The organism is Pseudomonas sp. FG43, from assembly GCF_057809175.1.
Window position 1 is genome coordinate 46,356 of the sequence record NZ_JBMDJL010000027.1, and the last position, 17,330, is coordinate 63,685.

Annotated in this window: 16 protein-coding genes; 13 read left to right on the top strand and 3 right to left on the bottom strand. The window is 57.9% G+C overall.

Going from position 1 to position 17,330, the window contains the following annotated elements:
* Positions 1-253: 253 nt before the first annotated feature.
* From pyrG to ispD, 5 genes are all read left to right on the top strand, one after another.
* Positions 254-1,885, top strand: a complete 1,632-nt coding sequence (gene pyrG / locus ACODS3_RS24405; protein ID WP_201017882.1) for a CTP synthase — start codon at positions 254-256, stop codon at positions 1,883-1,885.
* 15 nt (positions 1,886-1,900) lie between these two features.
* Positions 1,901-2,746 (top strand): 3-deoxy-8-phosphooctulonate synthase, encoded by an 846-nt coding sequence (gene kdsA / locus ACODS3_RS24410; protein WP_201003555.1) that lies wholly within the window; start codon positions 1,901-1,903, stop codon positions 2,744-2,746.
* 142 nt (positions 2,747-2,888) lie between these two features.
* Positions 2,889-4,178 (top strand): phosphopyruvate hydratase, encoded by a 1,290-nt coding sequence (gene eno, locus ACODS3_RS24415; RefSeq protein WP_201003553.1) that lies wholly within the window; start codon positions 2,889-2,891, stop codon positions 4,176-4,178.
* A 188-nt stretch (positions 4,179-4,366) separates the two neighbouring features.
* Positions 4,367-4,645 (top strand): cell division protein FtsB, encoded by a 279-nt coding sequence (gene ftsB, locus ACODS3_RS24420; protein WP_025258964.1) that lies wholly within the window; start codon positions 4,367-4,369, stop codon positions 4,643-4,645.
* 10 nt (positions 4,646-4,655) lie between these two features.
* Positions 4,656-5,363: a 2-C-methyl-D-erythritol 4-phosphate cytidylyltransferase gene (gene ispD, locus ACODS3_RS24425; protein WP_201003551.1), complete on the top strand. Its 708-nt coding sequence runs from the start codon at positions 4,656-4,658 to the stop codon at positions 5,361-5,363.
* Here the strand turns inward: ispD and ACODS3_RS24430 are convergent.
* Positions 5,360-6,256 (bottom strand): LysR substrate-binding domain-containing protein, encoded by an 897-nt coding sequence (locus ACODS3_RS24430; protein WP_489036656.1) that lies wholly within the window; start codon positions 6,254-6,256, stop codon positions 5,360-5,362. The two genes, ispD and ACODS3_RS24430, sit on opposite strands and share 4 nt — an antisense overlap.
* Before the next feature lie 105 nt (positions 6,257-6,361).
* Between ACODS3_RS24430 and ACODS3_RS24435 the strand changes: the two genes are divergently transcribed.
* From ACODS3_RS24435 to rpoS, 8 genes are all read left to right on the top strand, one after another.
* Positions 6,362-7,474, top strand: a complete 1,113-nt coding sequence (locus tag ACODS3_RS24435; protein ID WP_201003547.1) for an S-(hydroxymethyl)glutathione dehydrogenase/class III alcohol dehydrogenase — start codon at positions 6,362-6,364, stop codon at positions 7,472-7,474.
* Positions 7,475-7,571: 97 nt separating this feature from the next.
* The gene (fghA, locus tag ACODS3_RS24440) at positions 7,572-8,417 is read left to right on the top strand and encodes an S-formylglutathione hydrolase (protein ID WP_201003545.1); all 846 of its coding nucleotides are present in this window, start codon (positions 7,572-7,574) and stop codon (positions 8,415-8,417) included.
* Between the two features lie 88 nt (positions 8,418-8,505).
* The gene (gene ispF, locus ACODS3_RS24445) at positions 8,506-8,979 is read left to right on the top strand and encodes a 2-C-methyl-D-erythritol 2,4-cyclodiphosphate synthase (RefSeq protein ID WP_025258969.1); all 474 of its coding nucleotides are present in this window, start codon (positions 8,506-8,508) and stop codon (positions 8,977-8,979) included.
* On the top strand, positions 8,976-10,034 hold the full coding sequence (truD, locus tag ACODS3_RS24450; protein ID WP_201017878.1) for a tRNA pseudouridine(13) synthase TruD: 1,059 nt from the start codon (positions 8,976-8,978) through the stop codon (positions 10,032-10,034). The genes ispF and truD overlap by 4 nt, the downstream gene beginning before the upstream one ends.
* Positions 10,022-10,771 carry a 5'/3'-nucleotidase SurE gene (gene surE, locus ACODS3_RS24455; protein WP_201017877.1) on the top strand — a complete coding sequence of 250 codons (750 nt, stop codon included), beginning with the start codon at positions 10,022-10,024 and terminating at the stop codon, positions 10,769-10,771. The genes truD and surE overlap by 13 nt, the downstream gene beginning before the upstream one ends.
* A gap of 41 nt (positions 10,772-10,812) precedes the next feature.
* Positions 10,813-11,448: a protein-L-isoaspartate(D-aspartate) O-methyltransferase gene (locus tag ACODS3_RS24460; RefSeq protein ID WP_176767549.1), complete on the top strand. Its 636-nt coding sequence runs from the start codon at positions 10,813-10,815 to the stop codon at positions 11,446-11,448.
* A gap of 207 nt (positions 11,449-11,655) precedes the next feature.
* The gene (locus tag ACODS3_RS24465) at positions 11,656-12,534 is read left to right on the top strand and encodes a peptidoglycan DD-metalloendopeptidase family protein (protein WP_201003537.1); all 879 of its coding nucleotides are present in this window, start codon (positions 11,656-11,658) and stop codon (positions 12,532-12,534) included.
* Between the two features lie 102 nt (positions 12,535-12,636).
* Positions 12,637-13,647, top strand: coding sequence for an RNA polymerase sigma factor RpoS (gene rpoS / locus ACODS3_RS24470; RefSeq protein ID WP_201003535.1), 1,011 nt, complete (start codon positions 12,637-12,639; stop codon positions 13,645-13,647).
* A gap of 525 nt (positions 13,648-14,172) precedes the next feature.
* On the opposite strand, the gene fdxA is transcribed toward rpoS, so the two are convergent.
* Both fdxA and mutS read right to left on the bottom strand, forming a co-directional pair.
* On the bottom strand, positions 14,173-14,496 hold the full coding sequence (gene fdxA / locus ACODS3_RS24475) for a ferredoxin FdxA (protein WP_012270863.1): 324 nt from the start codon (positions 14,494-14,496) through the stop codon (positions 14,173-14,175).
* A 247-nt stretch (positions 14,497-14,743) separates the two neighbouring features.
* Positions 14,744-17,311: a DNA mismatch repair protein MutS gene (mutS, locus tag ACODS3_RS24480; protein ID WP_201018089.1), complete on the bottom strand. Its 2,568-nt coding sequence runs from the start codon at positions 17,309-17,311 to the stop codon at positions 14,744-14,746.
* Positions 17,312-17,330: the final 19 nt, after the last annotated feature.

A 17,330-nucleotide genomic window follows, 5' to 3' on the forward strand; every position in this document is an offset into this window, starting at 1 on the left:
CAGGTAGACTACGCTCCCTTCTTGATACAGCTTCTGTTGGCTCTTTTGAACCAACGCAAGTTGCCGGTTACCAACCAGTGTTTACTGGGCGATTCTTAAAATGTGGCGCCAATGGACAAGCTTCTGGCATGTCGGTTCAAACGCAGCAGTTTCGGGAGTGCACCGTGAATTTTGTCGGTAATCGGGGGCTTCGGCCTTCCTTCGCTTTCCCCGGCGGCTCTGACCGCTTTAACGCAGACTTCTAGGGTTTTTCATGACGCGCTACATCTTCGTCACGGGCGGTGTTGTTTCTTCATTGGGGAAAGGCATTGCCTCGGCTTCATTGGCGGCCATCCTGGAGGCGAGGGGACTTAAGGTCACCATGCTCAAGCTGGACCCCTACATCAACGTGGACCCAGGGACCATGAGTCCTTTCCAGCACGGTGAAGTGTTCGTTACCCACGACGGCGCCGAAACCGACCTGGACCTTGGCCACTATGAGCGGTTCATCCGCACTACCATGACCCAGAACAACAACTTCACCACTGGCCGTGTGTACGAACACGTCCTGCGCAAAGAGCGCCGTGGTGATTATCTGGGCGCGACCATTCAGGTCATTCCGCACATCACCGACGAAATCAAGCGCCGTATCATCAAGGGCGCCGGTGATGCCGACGTCGCGCTGGTCGAGATCGGCGGCACCGTGGGTGACATCGAATCGCAACCTTTCCTGGAAGCCATCCGCCAGTTGCGCGTCGAGATCGGTGCCAAGCGCGCCATGTTGATGCACCTGACGCTGGTTCCCTACATCGCCACTGCCGGCGAAACCAAGACCAAGCCGACCCAGCACTCGGTCAAGGAACTGCGCTCCATCGGCCTGCAGCCTGACGTGCTGATCTGCCGCTCCGACCATCACGTCGATGTGTCCTCGCGTCGCAAGATCGCGCTGTTCACCAACGTTGAAGAGCGTGCGGTCATTTCCCTGGAAGACGCCGACACCATCTACAAGATCCCGGGCATGCTGCACGCCCAGGGCCTGGACGATTTCGTCGTCGAGCGTTTCGGCCTGCAATGCAACGGTGCCGACCTGTCCGAATGGGACAAGGTGGTCGATGCCAAGCTCAACCCGGAGCACGAAGTCACCATTGCGATGGTCGGCAAGTACATGGAACTGCTCGACGCCTACAAGTCGTTGATCGAAGCCATGAGCCACGCCGGTATCACCAACCGCACCAAGGTCAACCTGCGTTACATCGACTCCGAAGACATCGAGAACCAGGGCACCAGCCTGCTCGAAGGCGTGGACGCGATTCTGGTTCCTGGCGGTTTCGGTCTGCGTGGTGTCGAAGGCAAGATCACTGCCGTGCAGTTCGCTCGCGAGAACAAGGTTCCTTACCTGGGTATCTGCCTGGGCATGCAAGTGGCCGTCATCGAGTTCGCCCGTAACGTGCTGGGCTGGAAAGACGCCAACTCCACCGAGTTCGACCGCACCAGCGCTCACGCTGTCGTCGGTCTGATTACCGAATGGGAAGATGCTACCGGTGCTGTGGAAACCCGTACCGAAACTTCCGACCTGGGCGGCACCATGCGTCTGGGCGCGCAGGAATGCCAGCTTGAAGCCGGCTCCCTGGTTCACGATTGCTATGCCAAAGACGTCATCGTCGAGCGCCATCGCCATCGTTATGAAGTGAACAACAAGCTGCTGCCGCAATTGATCGAAGCCGGCCTGAGAATTTCCGGCCGCTCCGGTGACGGCGCGCTGGTCGAAGTGGTTGAAGCACCGGATCATCCATGGTTCGTGGCTTGCCAGTTCCACCCTGAGTTCACTTCGACGCCTCGCGACGGCCATCCGCTGTTCAGTGGCTTCGTCAAGGCCGCACTGGCTCAACATCAGAAGAACGCCTGACAGGGATATCAGAACATGGCTCAGAAAATCATCCGCGTAGGCTCCATCGAGATTGCCAACGACAAGCCAATGGTCTTGTTTGGCGGCATGAACGTGCTTGAGTCACGGGACATGGCCATGCAGGTCTGTGAGGAATATGTACGGGTTACCGAAAAGCTCGGTATCCCTTACGTGTTCAAGGCCAGCTTCGACAAGGCCAACCGCTCTTCGGTAACGTCCTACCGTGGGCCGGGCCTGGAAGCGGGCATGCGGATCTTCGAAGAGATCAAGAAGACCTTCAATGTTCCGCTGATCACTGACGTGCATGAGCCTGAGCAGGCGGCAGTGGTTGCCGAAGTCTGCGACATCATTCAGTTGCCGGCCTTCCTGTCGCGCCAGACCGATCTGGTCGTCGCGATGGCCAGGACCGGTGCCGTGATCAATATCAAGAAAGCCCAGTTCCTTGCGCCTCAGGAAATGAAACATATCCTGACCAAGTGCGAAGAGGCCGGTAACGATCAGTTGATCCTGTGCGAGCGTGGTTCCAGCTTCGGTTACAACAACCTGGTCGTGGACATGCTCGGTTTCGGCATCATGAAACAGTTCGACTACCCTGTGTTCTTCGACGTGACCCACTCCCTGCAGATGCCGGGTGGTCGCGCCGATTCCGCCGGTGGCCGTCGTGCCCAGGTTCTGGAGCTGGCCAAGGCCGGCATCAGCCAGAATCTGGCCGGACTGTTCCTTGAAGCGCATCCCGATCCTGACAATGCCAAGTGCGATGGCCCCTGTGCCTTGCGCCTGGACAAGCTGGAGCCGTTTCTGGCTCAGCTCAAGGCTCTGGATGAACTGGTCAAAAGTTTTCCGACAGTCGAGACCGCTTGAGTCCGGATCTCCGGTAAAGTGCCGTTCCCCCGCCCATGTGTCGGGGGTTGTCTCATTCAGGCCTGCCTCGTTTCTTGCCTGACAGCGGTAATCGTTTTTTCCCAGCTGCGTCGTTTTCGTCAATCTTGGAGTGTTTACAACAATGGCAAAAATCGTCGACATCAAAGGTCGTGAAGTTCTCGACTCCCGTGGCAATCCCACCGTGGAAGCAGATGTGCTCCTCGATAACGGCATCATCGGCACCGCCTGTGCGCCGTCGGGTGCTTCAACCGGCTCGCGCGAGGCGCTTGAGCTGCGTGATGGCGACAAGAGCCGTTACCTGGGCAAGGGCGTTCTCAAGGCCGTAGCCAACATCAATGGCCCGATCCGCGAACTGCTGCTGGGCAAGGACCCGGTTGACCAGAAGGCACTGGATCAGGCGATGATCGCGCTGGACGGTACCGAGAACAAGGCAAGCCTGGGCGCCAACGCCATCCTCGCTGTTTCCCTGGCTGCCGCCAAGGCCGCTGCGCAGGATCAGGATCTGCCGCTCTACGCTCACATCGCCAACCTCAACGGCACACCGGGCGTCTACTCGATGCCGGTTCCGATGATGAACATCATCAACGGTGGCGAGCACGCCGATAACAACATCGACATCCAGGAGTTCATGGTTCAGCCGGTTGGCGCCAAGACCTTCTCCGATGCGCTGCGCATGGGCACCGAGATCTTCCACCACCTCAAGGCTGTTCTGAAGGCCCGTGGCCTGAACACTGCAGTCGGCGACGAGGGTGGTTTCGCACCTAACCTGGCTTCCAACGAAGACGCCCTGGGCGCCATCTCCGAAGCTGTGGCCAATGCCGGTTACAAACTGGGCACCGACGTGACCCTGGCGCTGGACTGTGCAGCGAGCGAGTTCTACGAAGACGGCAAATACAACCTGTCGGGCGAAGGTCACTCCTTCGACGCAGCCGGTTTTGCAGACTACCTGGCTGGCCTGGCCAACCGTTACCCGATCATCTCCATCGAAGACGGTCTGGACGAGTCCGACTGGGCTGGCTGGAAAATCCTGACCGACAAGATCGGCGACAAGGTTCAACTGGTCGGTGACGACCTGTTCGTGACCAACACCAAGATCCTGAAAGAAGGCATCGACAAGAAGATCGCCAACTCGATCCTGATCAAGTTCAACCAGATCGGCACCCTGACCGAAACCCTGGAAGCCATCCAGATGGCCAAGGCTGCCGGTTACACTGCCGTGATCTCGCACCGTTCCGGCGAAACCGAAGATTCGACCATTGCCGATCTGGCCGTCGGTACTTCGGCTGGTCAGATCAAGACCGGCTCGCTGTGCCGCTCCGACCGCGTTTCCAAGTACAACCAGTTGCTGCGTATCGAAGAGCAACTGGGCAGCAAGGCCGTTTACCGTGGTCGTGCAGAGTTTCGCGGCTGAGTCGTAGATGGTAAAAGACAGCGGGTGCTGTAGAAAAAGCCGGCCATGCCGACATATTTGCAGCCCTGATGCGGACGCTCCGCTGTAATCAGGAGTGATTGAGCCTGGCTTATGTCAGGCTCAATGCCCTCAGTCGATTGTTCATATTGTTGGCTCTGCAGTCTTTTTTACTGGGTACCTGATATTTCATGCGCAGTCCTAACTGGTTGTTCCTCATCCTGATCCTGCTGCTAGGTGGTCTTCAGTATCGCCTGTGGGTGGGTAATGGAAGTCTGGCGCAAGTGGCCAGCCTGACCGAGCAAATTGCAGAGCAGCATGCCGAAAACGAAGTTCTGCTTGAACGAAACCGCGTTCTGGATGCTGAGGTCATGGAACTGAAAAAGGGCCTTGAAACCGTTGAAGAACGTGCCCGCCATGAGCTTGGCATGGTCAAGGATGGCGAAACCCTCTATCAGTTGGCGCAATGACGTTGGTGCAATGAAAGATTCTCTTCCTGCCTTCTGGGCAGTGATTCCTGCGGCGGGCGTTGGTGCTCGCATGGCAGCAGACCGTCCCAAGCAATACCTGCAACTGGGCGGCCTCACTATTCTTGAACACAGCCTGCTTTGTTTTCTCGATCACCCACGCCTCAAGGGCATGGTGATCAGCCTGGCTGTGGACGACCCATACTGGCCAACCTTGCCGTGTGCGCTGGATTCCCGTATCCAGCGGGTGGATGGCGGCAAGGAACGGTCGGACTCGGTACTTAATGCCTTGTTGCACCTGCATGCCCAGGGCGCCAGCGATGACGACTGGGTACTGGTCCACGATGCAGCGCGCCCGAACCTTGCGCGCAGCGATCTGGACAACCTGCTGGGCGAACTGGCGGACGATCCGGTGGGTGGCCTGCTGGCGGTGCCGGCTCGCGATACCCTCAAGCGTGCGGATGAGCATGGTCGTGTCGCGCAAACCGTTGATCGCAGCCTGATCTGGCAGGCCTATACGCCACAGATGTTTCGGCTGGGTGCCTTGCATCGGGCGCTGGCCGACAGCAAGGTGTCGAATGTCAGCATTACCGATGAAGCTTCGGCCATCGAGTGGGCAGGACAGTCGCCGCGTCTGATCGAAGGGCGGTCCGATAACATCAAGGTTACGCGCCCCGAAGACCTTGAATGGCTGCGTCAGCGCAGGTCCATGGGCAATTAGGCGTTGTATTCCTCACGCATCGCCAACCCTTCCTTCAAGTAATCGACCAGCTTGCGCACCTTGGGTGACAGGTGGCGTTGCTGCGGGTAAAGCGCCCAGACGGCGGTGTTGGGTGGTTGATGCGCTTCCAGCAGGGAAATCAAACTGCCGTTTTTAAGATGTTCCTGCACGTAGTAATCCGGAAGCTGACACAGGCCGACGCCATGCAGCGCTGCATTCAGCACGGCCTGCCCGCTATTGCAGCGCCAGTTTCCCTGAATGCGTTGCGAAAACTCTCTCCCGTTCTGCTGTAGCAGCCAGGTGTCACTGCTGCCAATCAGGCAATTGTGGCGGCTCAATTCCGACAGGCTATGAGGCCGACCGTAACGTTCCAGATAAGACGGCGACGCGCACAGGTACATGCGCCGTGGCGCAAGCCGCACGGCGACAAGTCGCGAGTCCTGTAGTCGGCCCAGGCGAATGGCCAGATCCATCCCTTCGTGAACCAGGTCCAGGGTGTCATTGCTCAGCTCGATATCGACACGCAGTTGCGGATACAGGTCCATGAAGCGTGTGACCAGCGGTGTGATGAAGCGCTCGCCGTAGGCCACGGCGCAGGTCATGCGTAACAGGCCTTTCGGCTCGCTGGTCAGATCGCCCACGGCGCGCAGTGCTTCTTCACGCCCATCCTGCAGGCGCTGGCAATGATGCAGAAATGTCTGACCGGCCTCGGTCAAGGCTACACGTCTTGTGCTGCGGTACAGCAAACGGGTTTGCAGGCGTTCTTCAAGACGCACGATCTGGCGACTGATGTGCGAGGAGGAGACGCCAAGGCGTTGGGCTGCCGCAGTGAACTGCCCGCATTCCGCTACCGCGACAAATTCATCCAGACCTTCCCAGCGATTCGTGTACATCGATTATCCCTGTGCAGCAATAATGTTTTGCTTTTGTCTGGATTATTAACTGAACGGCACTGTACTACACTCCAGACCTTGTTTTTATCTCGCTGGAGAAGATCGATGATCAAGTCGCGTGCTGCTGTTGCCTTTGAAGCCAAGAAGCCATTGGAAATCGTTGAAGTCGATGTCGCCATGCCCAAGGCGGGAGAAGTGCTGCTGCGTGTCGTGGCTTCCGGCGTTTGCCACACCGATGCCTACACGCTCTCCGGTGCTGACCCGGAAGGCATCTTCCCGGCGATTCTGGGCCATGAAGGCGGCGCCATTGTCGAAGCCATCGGTGAAGGTGTGACGTCGGTTGCCGTGGGTGATCATGTGATCCCGCTGTACACCCCGGAATGCCGCCAGTGCAAATTCTGTCTGTCGGGTAAAACCAACCTCTGCCAGTCGATCCGTGCGACTCAAGGCAAAGGCCTGATGCCGGATGGTACTGCACGCTTTTCCTACAAAGGTCAGCCGATTTTCCACTACATGGGCACATCGACCTTTTCCGAATACACAGTCCTGCCGGAAATCTCGGTAGCCAAAATCCAGAAAGAAGCACCGCTGGAAAAAGTCTGCCTGCTGGGTTGCGGCGTCACCACCGGGATCGGTGCGGTACTCAATACCGCGAAGGTAAAACCGGGTGACACCGTAGCGATCTTCGGCCTGGGCGGTATTGGCCTGTCGGCAGTCATCGGTGCGGTCAAGGCCAAGGCTGCGCGCATCATTGCCATCGACATCAACCCGGCCAAGTTCGAAATCGCCAAACAGCTGGGTGCAACCGATTGCGTCAACCCGAAAGACTTCGATCGTCCGATCCAGGAAGTGATCGTCGACATGACCGATGGCGGCGTGGACTTCTCTTTCGAGTGCATTGGCAATGTGCAACTGATGCGTGCAGCTCTGGAATGCTGCCACAAGGGCTGGGGTGAGTCGGTCATCATCGGCGTGGCCGGTGCCGGCCAGGAAATCGCCACCCGTCCATTCCAGTTGGTGACCGGCCGCGTCTGGCGCGGTTCGGCATTTGGTGGCGTACGTGGCCGTACCGAGTTGCCAAGCTACGTCGACATGTCGCAAACCGGCGAAATCCCGCTGGATACCTTCATCACCCACACCATGGGTCTGGAAGACATCAACAAGGCATTCGACCTGATGCACGAAGGCAAAAGCATTCGTTCTGTCATTCATTTTTGAGGGGCAGCTTCAAGCTGAAAGCTAAAAGCTGCAAGTGAGCGTACGGCCTCTTCTTGCAGCTTAAAGCTTGAAACTTGAAGCTCAGGAGCGTGCGACTATGACTCTGGAAAATATTTCCTGCCAGAAAAGCTTCGGCGGCTGGCTCAAGCGTTACAAGCATCATTCTGCGACGCTGGGTTGCGACATGGTGTTTGCGGTTTACCTGCCGCCACAGGCGGAGCAGGGCGGCAAGTTGCCTGTGCTGTACTGGTTGTCCGGCCTGACCTGCAACGACGAAAACTTCATGCAGAAAGCGGCGGCCCAGAGGGTTGCCGCCGAACTGGGGTTGATCCTGGTTGCACCTGATACCAGCCCGCGTGGCGCGGATGTACCCGATGATCCCGATGGCGCCTGGGACTTTGGGCTGGGGGCCGGGTTTTACCTGAATGCCACCGCGCAACCCTGGGCCAAGCACTATCGGATGCACGACTATGTGGTCGATGAGCTGCCGGCTCTGGTCGAGGAGCATTTTCCTGCTTCTCAGGCCCGTGGGATCAGCGGCCATTCCATGGGCGGTCACGGGGCTCTGGTCTGTGCCTTGCGCAATCCGGGGCGCTACCGGTCGGTTTCGGCGTTTTCGCCGATCAGCAATCCGATCGATTGCCCTTGGGGACAGAAGGCCTTCTCCCACTATCTGGGAGAGGACCGTTCACGCTGGCGTGAGTGGGATGCCACGGTGCTGATTGCCGAGGCGACTGAAAAACTGCCGATCCTGGTGGATCAGGGGGACCGGGATGATTTCCTGGTCAATCAACTCAAGCCCGAAGCCCTGGTTCAGGCCGCCAGGACCGCGCAGCATCCGCTGACCTTGAGGATGCAGCCTGGCTATGATCACAGCTACTTTTTCATTGCCAGTTTCATTGAAGATCACCTGCGCCACCATGCAGCGGCCCTGAGCGAATGACTGTCCGCTTTTCGGACATTTCTGACAGGCCCTAACTTGCGCCAAAGCAGGTAGAATCACGCCCTGACTTTTTTCAGGGCGTTTTTCTATGCGTATTGGCCATGGCTATGATGTGCACCGTTTCGCTGAGGGCGATTTCATTACCTTGGGCGGCGTGCGGATTGCACACGGTTTCGGCCTCCTGGCTCACTCCGATGGCGACGTTCTGCTGCATGCGCTGAGCGACGCCTTGCTGGGAGCTGCTGCACTGGGCGATATCGGCAAGCACTTTCCAGACACTGATCCGCAATTCAAGGGTGCGGACAGCCGTGTACTGCTGCGCCATGTGCTCAAGCAGGTTCAAGGCAAAGGCTGGAAGGTCGGCAATGTCGACGCCACCATTGTGGCCCAGGCGCCCAAGATGGCTCCGCACATCGATGCCATGCGGGCTCTGATTGCCGCAGATCTTCAGGTTGAGCTGGATCAGGTGAACGTAAAAGCCACGACTACTGAAAAACTCGGCTTTGTCGGCCGTGAAGAAGGCATCGCGGTGCATGCCGTCGCGCTGTTGCTGCGCGCATGACTGAACTGGAGCTTCTGGGCCAGCGGGCCTATGGTGAGGCGCTGGGCAGCGCTGTTCTCAAGGCAACGGCTGAAGACTTCCAGGTCGATGAAGTGCTCGATATTCCGCTGTCCGGGGATGGCGAGCATCTGTGGCTGTGGGTCGAGAAACGCGGTCTCAACACCGAGGAAGCGGCCCGTCGTCTGGCTCGTGCCGCTGGCGTGCCGTTGCGCACCGTCAGCTATGCCGGCCTGAAGGATCGTCAGGCCCTCACGCGGCAGTGGTTCAGCCTGCAATTGCCGGGCAAGGCCGATCCCGATCTTTCGGCGGCGCAGGACGATACGCTGCAAATCCTCAAGAGCAGCCGCCACAAGCGCAAGTTGCAGCGCGGCGCCCATGCGGCCAATGGCTTCACCTTGCGTCTGACCCAATTGAATGCCGATCATGACGCGCTGAATCAGCGTCTGGAGTCCATCGCCCGCAAGGGAGTCCCCAATTATTTCGGTGCCCAGCGCTTTGGCTACCAAGGTGGCAATCTGGGTGAGGCTCGCGCTTACGCCGAGCGCAAGGCCTTGCCGGAGCAGCGCAATGTCCGTTCGCGGCTGTTATCGACGGCCCGCAGCTATCTGTTCAACCGCGTGCTGGCTGCACGTGTAGCCGATGGCAGTTGGGAGCGTGCTCAGCCAGGCGATCTGCTGGCCTTTACCGATAGCCGCAGTTTTTTCCCGGCCGGTGTTGCCGAATGCAGTGATCCCAGGCTCGATATTCTGGACCTGCATCCGACCGGTCCGCAGTGGGGTGAAGGGGCTTCTCCGGCGTCCGGCGCGACCGCTGAACTGGAAAACCGCATTGCCGCCGAGCAGTCGGTGCTGTGCGAATGGCTGATAAAGGCCGCAATGGAGCACGAACGTCGCATACTGCGGCTGCCCATTGGCCGTTTGACGTGGCATTATCCCGAGCCTGACATTTTGCAACTGGAATTCGTCCTTCCGCCCGGATGCTTTGCCACTGTATTGGTGCGCGAACTCGTTGATCTGGTGCCGGTTGGGCAGACGGACAGCCCATGCGTATTCTGATTTCAAACGATGATGGGGTAACTGCACCCGGTCTCGCGGCGCTGTATGCGGCGCTGGCGGATTATGCCGACTGTGCGGTTATCGCTCCCGATCAAGATAAAAGCGGCGCCAGCAGCTCGTTGACGCTCGACCGGCCGTTGCACCCGCATACGCTGCCCAATGGCTTCATCGGCCTCAATGGCACGCCGACCGACTGCGTGCATCTGGGGCTCAATGGCCTTCTGGAGTACGAGCCGGACATGGTGGTCTCGGGCATCAACCTGGGCGCCAATCTCGGGGACGATGTGCTGTATTCCGGCACGGTTGCTGCCGCGCTCGAAGGGCGGTTTCTACAGCGGCCTTCGTTTGCCTTTTCGTTTCTGTCGCGTCAGCCGGACAACCTCGCGACCGCGGCGCATTATGCGCGCCTGCTGGTTGAGGCCCACGAGCAACTGGACCTGCCGCCGCGCACAGTGCTGAACGTCAATATCCCGAATCTGCCGCTTGATCATATTCGCGGGATTCAACTGACCCGCCTGGGCCATCGCGCCCGCGCCGCTGCGCCGGTGAAAATCGTCGATCCCCGTGGTCGCGCCGGTTACTGGATCGCTGCTGCTGGCGATGCGGAGGACGGTGGTGCCGGTACGGATTTTCATGCGGTCATGCAGGGTTATGTATCGATTACCCCGTTGCAACTGGATCGAACTTATCAGGACGGTTTCAGTAGCCTGAACACCTGGCTGGAGGGGCTGATCTGATGTCACGCGAGCAAGATGATCTGTTACGTCGCGGCATCGGCATGACCTCGCAGCGTACTCGCGAGCGACTGATACAGCGCCTGTACGAAGAAGGCCTGTCCAATACCCGTGTGCTGGACGTCATTCGCAAGACGCCCCGGCATCTGTTCGTCGATGAAGCCCTCGCGCACCGTGCCTACGAAGACACGGCTCTGCCGATCGGCCATAACCAGACCATTTCCCAGCCTTATATGGTCGCTCGCATGAGTGAACTGCTGCTGGCGGCTGGTCCGCTGGACAAGGTGCTGGAGATCGGCACCGGGTCGGGCTATCAGACGGCTGTGCTGGCCCAGCTTGTGGAGCGCGTATTCTCGGTAGAGCGCATCAAGGTGCTGCAGGACCGTGCCAAGGAGCGTCTGGTCGAGTTGAACCTGCGCAACGTGGTCTTTCGCTGGGGTGATGGCTGGGAAGGCTGGCCTGCGCTGGCGCCTTACAACGGGATCATCGTGACAGCCGTGGCCACTGATGTACCGCAAGCCTTGCTCGATCAACTGGCTCCGGGCGGAAGGCTGGTCATCCCGGTTGGTTCCGGAGAAGTACAGCAACTGATGTTGATCGTTCGTGAGGAAAATGGATTTTCCCGGCATGTGCTGGGTGCCGTGCGATTTGTGCCATTGCTCAACGGGCCTCTGGCCTGACATGTAAATGGAGCTTCAAGTGAATTCTGACCGCACTCATCGGTCTACTCACCCTGCTGATCAGGGCGATATGTGGCAGCATGGCATCATTTCGCATACATGATTCATGCATGATGAGGGCTTTGCACAGTTAATCACTGGCTGCCCGCCGTTCTTGCGGCACAATAGGCATCTTTCGAATTCAGTCACCAGTAAAGGGAGTGGCGGGTGAGTCACACAGTCATTCGGCAGCTAAAGTTTTCAGCAAGTTATCAGCGTCTGGTGATTGGCATTGCACTCAGTGTCCTCTTGGTCGGCTGCGCCAGTTCTCCTTCGGGCGGTGTTCGTGTCGTTGATCGCAACGGTAACGTAACGTCACAACGTCCTGCGGTCACGACCGGGCAATATGTCGTGCGACGTGGCGATACCCTGTTTTCCATTGCATTTCGTTACGGCTGGGACTGGAAAGCACTGGCTTCGCGCAACCAGATCCCAGAGCCCTACACGATTAAACCCGGTCAGACGATTCGCTTTGACGGGCGTTCAAATTCAACATCCGATAACGTGGCCTCCGCTCCAGTCGTAGTACAACCTGGCCCTGTAACGTCGTCTACATCCACCCGTACAAGCGGCTCCGGGTCGGTCAAGACCACTGTGATTTCCAAGCCCGTCGCGGTTACACCCGTGGTAATACCTCCCGCTGGCGATACTTCCGCAGGCGCGGCAGGCAAGTCCCCGACAGGCTGGGCATGGCCTGCAAGTGGCACTTTGATAGGAAAATTTTCCTCAAACGGCAGTTTGAATAAAGGAATTGATATCGCAGGTGATTTGGGACAGCCTGTTTTGGCAGCGTCTGATGGATCAGTTGTATACGCCGGAAGTGGATTGCGGGGCTACGGCGAATTGATAATCATCAAACACAGCGATACCTACGTCAGCGCCTACGGTCACAACCGCAGGCTCTTGGTTCGGGAGGGGCAACAAGTCAAGGCGGGGCAGACAATTGCCGAGATGGGGTCAACAGGAACTGACAGGGTGAAGCTGCATTTTGAGATTCGCCGACAAGGAAAGCCTGTAGATCCGCTGCAGTTTTTGCCACGTCGCTGATAGTTGTCAGCCTGTTCCTGACGCAGAGGGAATGGGCTCAAACGTTGCCATGGATATAGGCGACGCTGAGCTTGAGGTCGAACTCACCAAAGGACTATAACAATGGCTCTTAGCAGCGAAGCGCCGGAGTTTGACATCGATGATGAAGTGCTCCTCATGGAAACCGGCATTGTCCTGGAGGACAACTCGAACGAGAGGCAGCCGTCTACTGCCGCCTCGGATCGAACCAAGGCCAAGCACAACTCATCGCTCAAACAACATAAATATATTGATTACACTCGGGCGCTCGATGCCACCCAGTTGTATCTCAATGAAATAGGGTTTTCTCCCCTGTTGTCCCCGGAAGAGGAGGTCCACTTTGCGAGATTGTCGCAACGTGGGGATCCGGCTGGACGCAAGCGCATGATTGAAAGCAATCTGCGGCTGGTGGTTAAAATCGCCAGGCGCTATGTCAATCGTGGGTTGTCATTGCTTGATTTGATCGAAGAAGGCAACCTGGGCTTGATCCGGGCTGTCGAAAAATTCGATCCGGAACGCGGTTTCCGTTTCTCGACCTACGCGACATGGTGGATTCGTCAGACCATCGAGCGTGCCATCATGAATCAGACCCGGACCATCCGGTTGCCGATTCATGTCGTCAAGGAGCTGAATGTCTATCTGCGTGCCGCTCGTGAGTTGACGCAGAAGCTCGATCACGAACCTTCTCCTGAAGAGATTGCAAATCTGCTGGAAAAACCCGTCTGCGAGGTCAAGCGCATGCTTGGGCTCAACGAGCGTGTTTCTTCGGTTGATGTCTCTCTGGGGCCTGATTCGGACAAGACGCTGCTCGATACCCTGACGGATGATCGTCCTACAGACCCTTGCGAGCTTCTGCAGGATGATGATCTTTCCCAGAGTATCGACCAATGGCTGTCCGAGCTGACCGACAAGCAGCGTGAAGTGGTGATACGCCGCTTCGGTTTACGCGGGCATGAAAGCAGTACGCTTGAGGACGTAGGGCTTGAAATTGGCCTTACCCGTGAGCGTGTTCGCCAGATTCAGGTCGAAGGTCTGAAACGTCTCCGTGAAATCCTCGAAAAGAATGGTCTTTCGAGCGAGTCCCTCTTCCAATAAGCATCCCCCCTGCGTGCGAAAGGCCGATGTAAACATCAAATGTTTACATCGGCCTTTTACATGATCACCATCTTATAAAGTCGGCTGCGCATGTCTGAAATTCCTGACAGACTTTTTTGGCGGTGATATGTGCGCGATACGTAAGCCTTTGCTTACCCGTTTCGTAAGCTATCAGGGGCTTATTGGGCGGGATAAAAGATTTTTCTGCACTGCAATTTTTTAACTGAATGAATTGAAAGGCATTTTATTTTTTAAACAGCAAGGTAAGAAATTTTCTGGCGTATTTTCAGGTGTTGCCCACGGCCTGAAAATCACTAATATCGGAACTGTGCCAACGGACAGGCACAGGCAGTCAAGGAGGACCGTCAAGGACATCGCAAGAAGCGATTCATCAGGATGATGAAAAGGATTACAGGGACTAGGGAAAAAATGTGGGCGGGTCATACCGCCCCTTTTTTTTGCCTGTAAAACCTGTTTTGCACTCACAAAAAAAGCCCCGAAGGGCCTTTCTGGCAATCCTGGAACTCAGCGTTCCAGATCTGCGATCTTGCCTGTCTTGCCGTCCCATTCTTCTGCGTCGGGCAGGGCATCTTTTCTTTCTGTGATGTTGGGCCACACTTCTGCGAGTTCGGCGTTGAGCTCGATGAAGTTTTCCATGCCAGCAGGAATCTCATCTTCGGAGAAGATGGCTTGCGCAGGGCATTCAGGCTCACAAAGCGCGCAATCGATGCACTCATCCGGGTGAATCACCAGGAAGTTCGGGCCTTCGTAAAAGCAGTCCACCGGACAGACTTCTACGCAGTCGGTGTACTTGCACTTGATGCAGTTGTCGGTGACGACGAAGGTCATTTCTAATTCTCTCCTCAGGCGGCTGCGGCATTGCCCTTCCAGATAGGGATTGCCAGGTTCGGGGCGTTTCCCGGCCTTATGAAAACACGTGCATGGAGTGAGCGGCCTTGAGGCAGATGGACTGCATTGCCTGCCGCTCGACCCTTGGTTCGCTGCGTTTTCACGCGGCTCGATAGCTGCCCAACCAGGCTAAAAGCTGGGAGCATCCCAAACCGCGCGGGATTCTAACAGCTTGTAACGCTTCGCGTCAGACCCGAGTTTGCAATGAATACAGCAACTCTAGTGCCTGACGAGGTGTAAGGTCGTCGACTTTTACCTTCGACAGCTCTTCCAGCACCGGATGGGGCAGGCTTGCAAACATGTCGCTTTGCATGGGCGCTGCCGGTTTTCCGGGTTTTGGTCGAGGTTGCTCATGGGGCAGGCTGGTGGTTTCCAGTCGCAGCAAATGTTCCTTGGCGCGCGTGATCACTTTGGCTGGAACCCCCGCCAGTTGTGCCACTGCCAGGCCATAGCTCTGGCTTGCCGGCCCGGGAAGAACCCGGTGCAGGAAGACAATCCGTTCGTTGTGCTCGGTCGCGTTCAGGTGCACGTTGCTCACCAGCGGCTCGCTCTCGGGCAGCACCGTCAGCTCGAAATAGTGAGTGGCGAACAAGGTGTAGGCGCGCAACTGGGCGAGACATTCTGCCGCAGCCCAGGCCAGCGAAAGACCGTCGAATGTGCTGGTGCCGCGTCCGACTTCGTCCATCAGCACCAGGCTGCGGTCGGTTGCGTTATGCAGGATATTGGCGGTTTCGCTCATTTCCACCATGAATGTCGAGCGTCCGCCCGCCAGATCATCGCTGGAGCCGATACGGGTGAAGATCCTGTCGACCAGAGACAGTTCGCAACTGGCGGCCGGAACAAAGCTGCCAATGTGAGCGAGCAATACGATCAATGCGGTCTGACGCATGTAGGTCGATTTACCGCCCATGTTCGGGCCGGTAATCACCAGCATGCGGGTGTTGTCATCCAGAGACAGGTCGTTGGCCACGAACGGTGTGGACAATACTTGTTCGACCACCGGATGACGGCCCTGATCGATGCGCATGCACGGTTCGCTTGAGAAGCGCGGGCAATTGAGATCCAGATTCAGTGCGCGTTCGGCCAGATTGCTCAAGACGTCCAGCTCGGCCAGAGCCGCAGCGGTGTCCTGCAGCGGTGCCAGATGACCGATCAGGTCTTCCAGCAAGGCCTCGTAGAGCATTTTTTCTCGTGCCAGGGCGCGGCTCTTGGCTGACAGCGCCTTGTCCTCGAACTCTTTCAGTTCGGGCGTAATGAAGCGCTCTGCGCCTTTGAGGGTCTGGCGACGGATATAGTCGGCTGGCGCCTGCTCGGCCTGCTTGCTGGGCAGCTCGATGAAGTAGCCGTGTACGCGGTTATAGCCGACTTTCAGGTTGGCAAGGCCGGTACGGGCCTTTTCCCGTGCCTCCAGGTCGATAAGGAACTGGCCGGCGTTCTCGCTCAGCGACTGCAACTCGTCCAGTTCGGCATCGTAGCCGGTCTTCAGCACGCCGCCGTCGCGAATCACGGCGGGCGGGTTATCGATGATCGCCCGTTGCAGCAGGTCTGCAAGTTCCGGGTAGGTGCTTGTGGTCCGGGCCAACTGTTGCAGATGCGGTGCTTCCAGGCTGGTCATCGCCTGTTGCAGCTCCGGCAGCGCGCCCAGAGCGTCACGCAGGCGTGCAAGGTCCCGTGGACGGGCGTTGCGCAGGCCGATACGCGCCAGGATGCGCTCGATGTCACCGATTTCCTTGAGCTGCGGTTGCAGGCTCTCGAAGCGGTAGCTTTCCAGGAAGCAGCCGATCGAAGTCTGTCGGGCCTGGAGAACTGTCAGGTCGCGCAGTGGGCGATTGAGCCAGCGGGTCAGCAAGCGCGTGCCCATGGCTGTCTGGCAGCGGTCCATGACCGATTGCAGCGTGTTGTCGCGTCCGCCAGCCAGGTTCGTGTCCAGCTCAAGGTTGCGGCGGCTGGCGGCATCCAGCACCACGGTGTCGTCCAGGCGCTCGTGGCGCAGGCTGCGCAAGTGCGGCAATGCGGTGCGCTGGGTTTCCTTGGCATAGCTCAGCAGACAGCCTGCGGCACCAATGGCCAGTGTCAGGTTTTCGCAGCCAAAGCCCTTGAGATCCTGAGTCGCGAATTGCTGGCACAGGCTTTTATGCGCTGAATCGCGCTCGAAATCCCAAGGCGCACGACGACGCGAGCCGCGGCGCTTTTCTGCCGGAAGGCCCTGAGGCCAGTCGTCGGGAATCAGCAGCTCGACAGGGTTGATACGTTCCAGCTCTGCCAGCAGGTTTTCCCAGCCCTTGATTTCAAGCACGCTGAAGTTGCCGCTGGTGATATCCAGGACCGCCAGACCAAACAGACGCTCGTCACCCAGGACCGCCGCGAGCAGGTTGTCCCGGCGCTCGTCAAGGAAGGCTTCGTCACTGATGGTGCCCGGTGTGATGATACGCACGACCTGACGCTCTACCGGCCCTTTGCTGGTCGCCGGGTCGCCGATCTGTTCGCAGATCACCACTGATTCGCCCAGTTTTACCAGCTTGGCCAGATACCCTTCGGCTGCATGGTACGGAATGCCGCACATGGGGATGCTTTGACCGGCCGACTGGCCACGCGCAGTCAGGGTGATATCCAGCAGCCTGGCGGCTTTTTTGGCGTCTTCGTAGAAGATTTCATAGAAGTCGCCCATGCGGTAGAACATCAGCTGATCGGGATGCTGGTTCTTCAGCTTCCAGTACTGCTGCATCATGGGGGTGTGCGAAGAGAGATCGGAAATTGCTTTATTCATCAGTAGG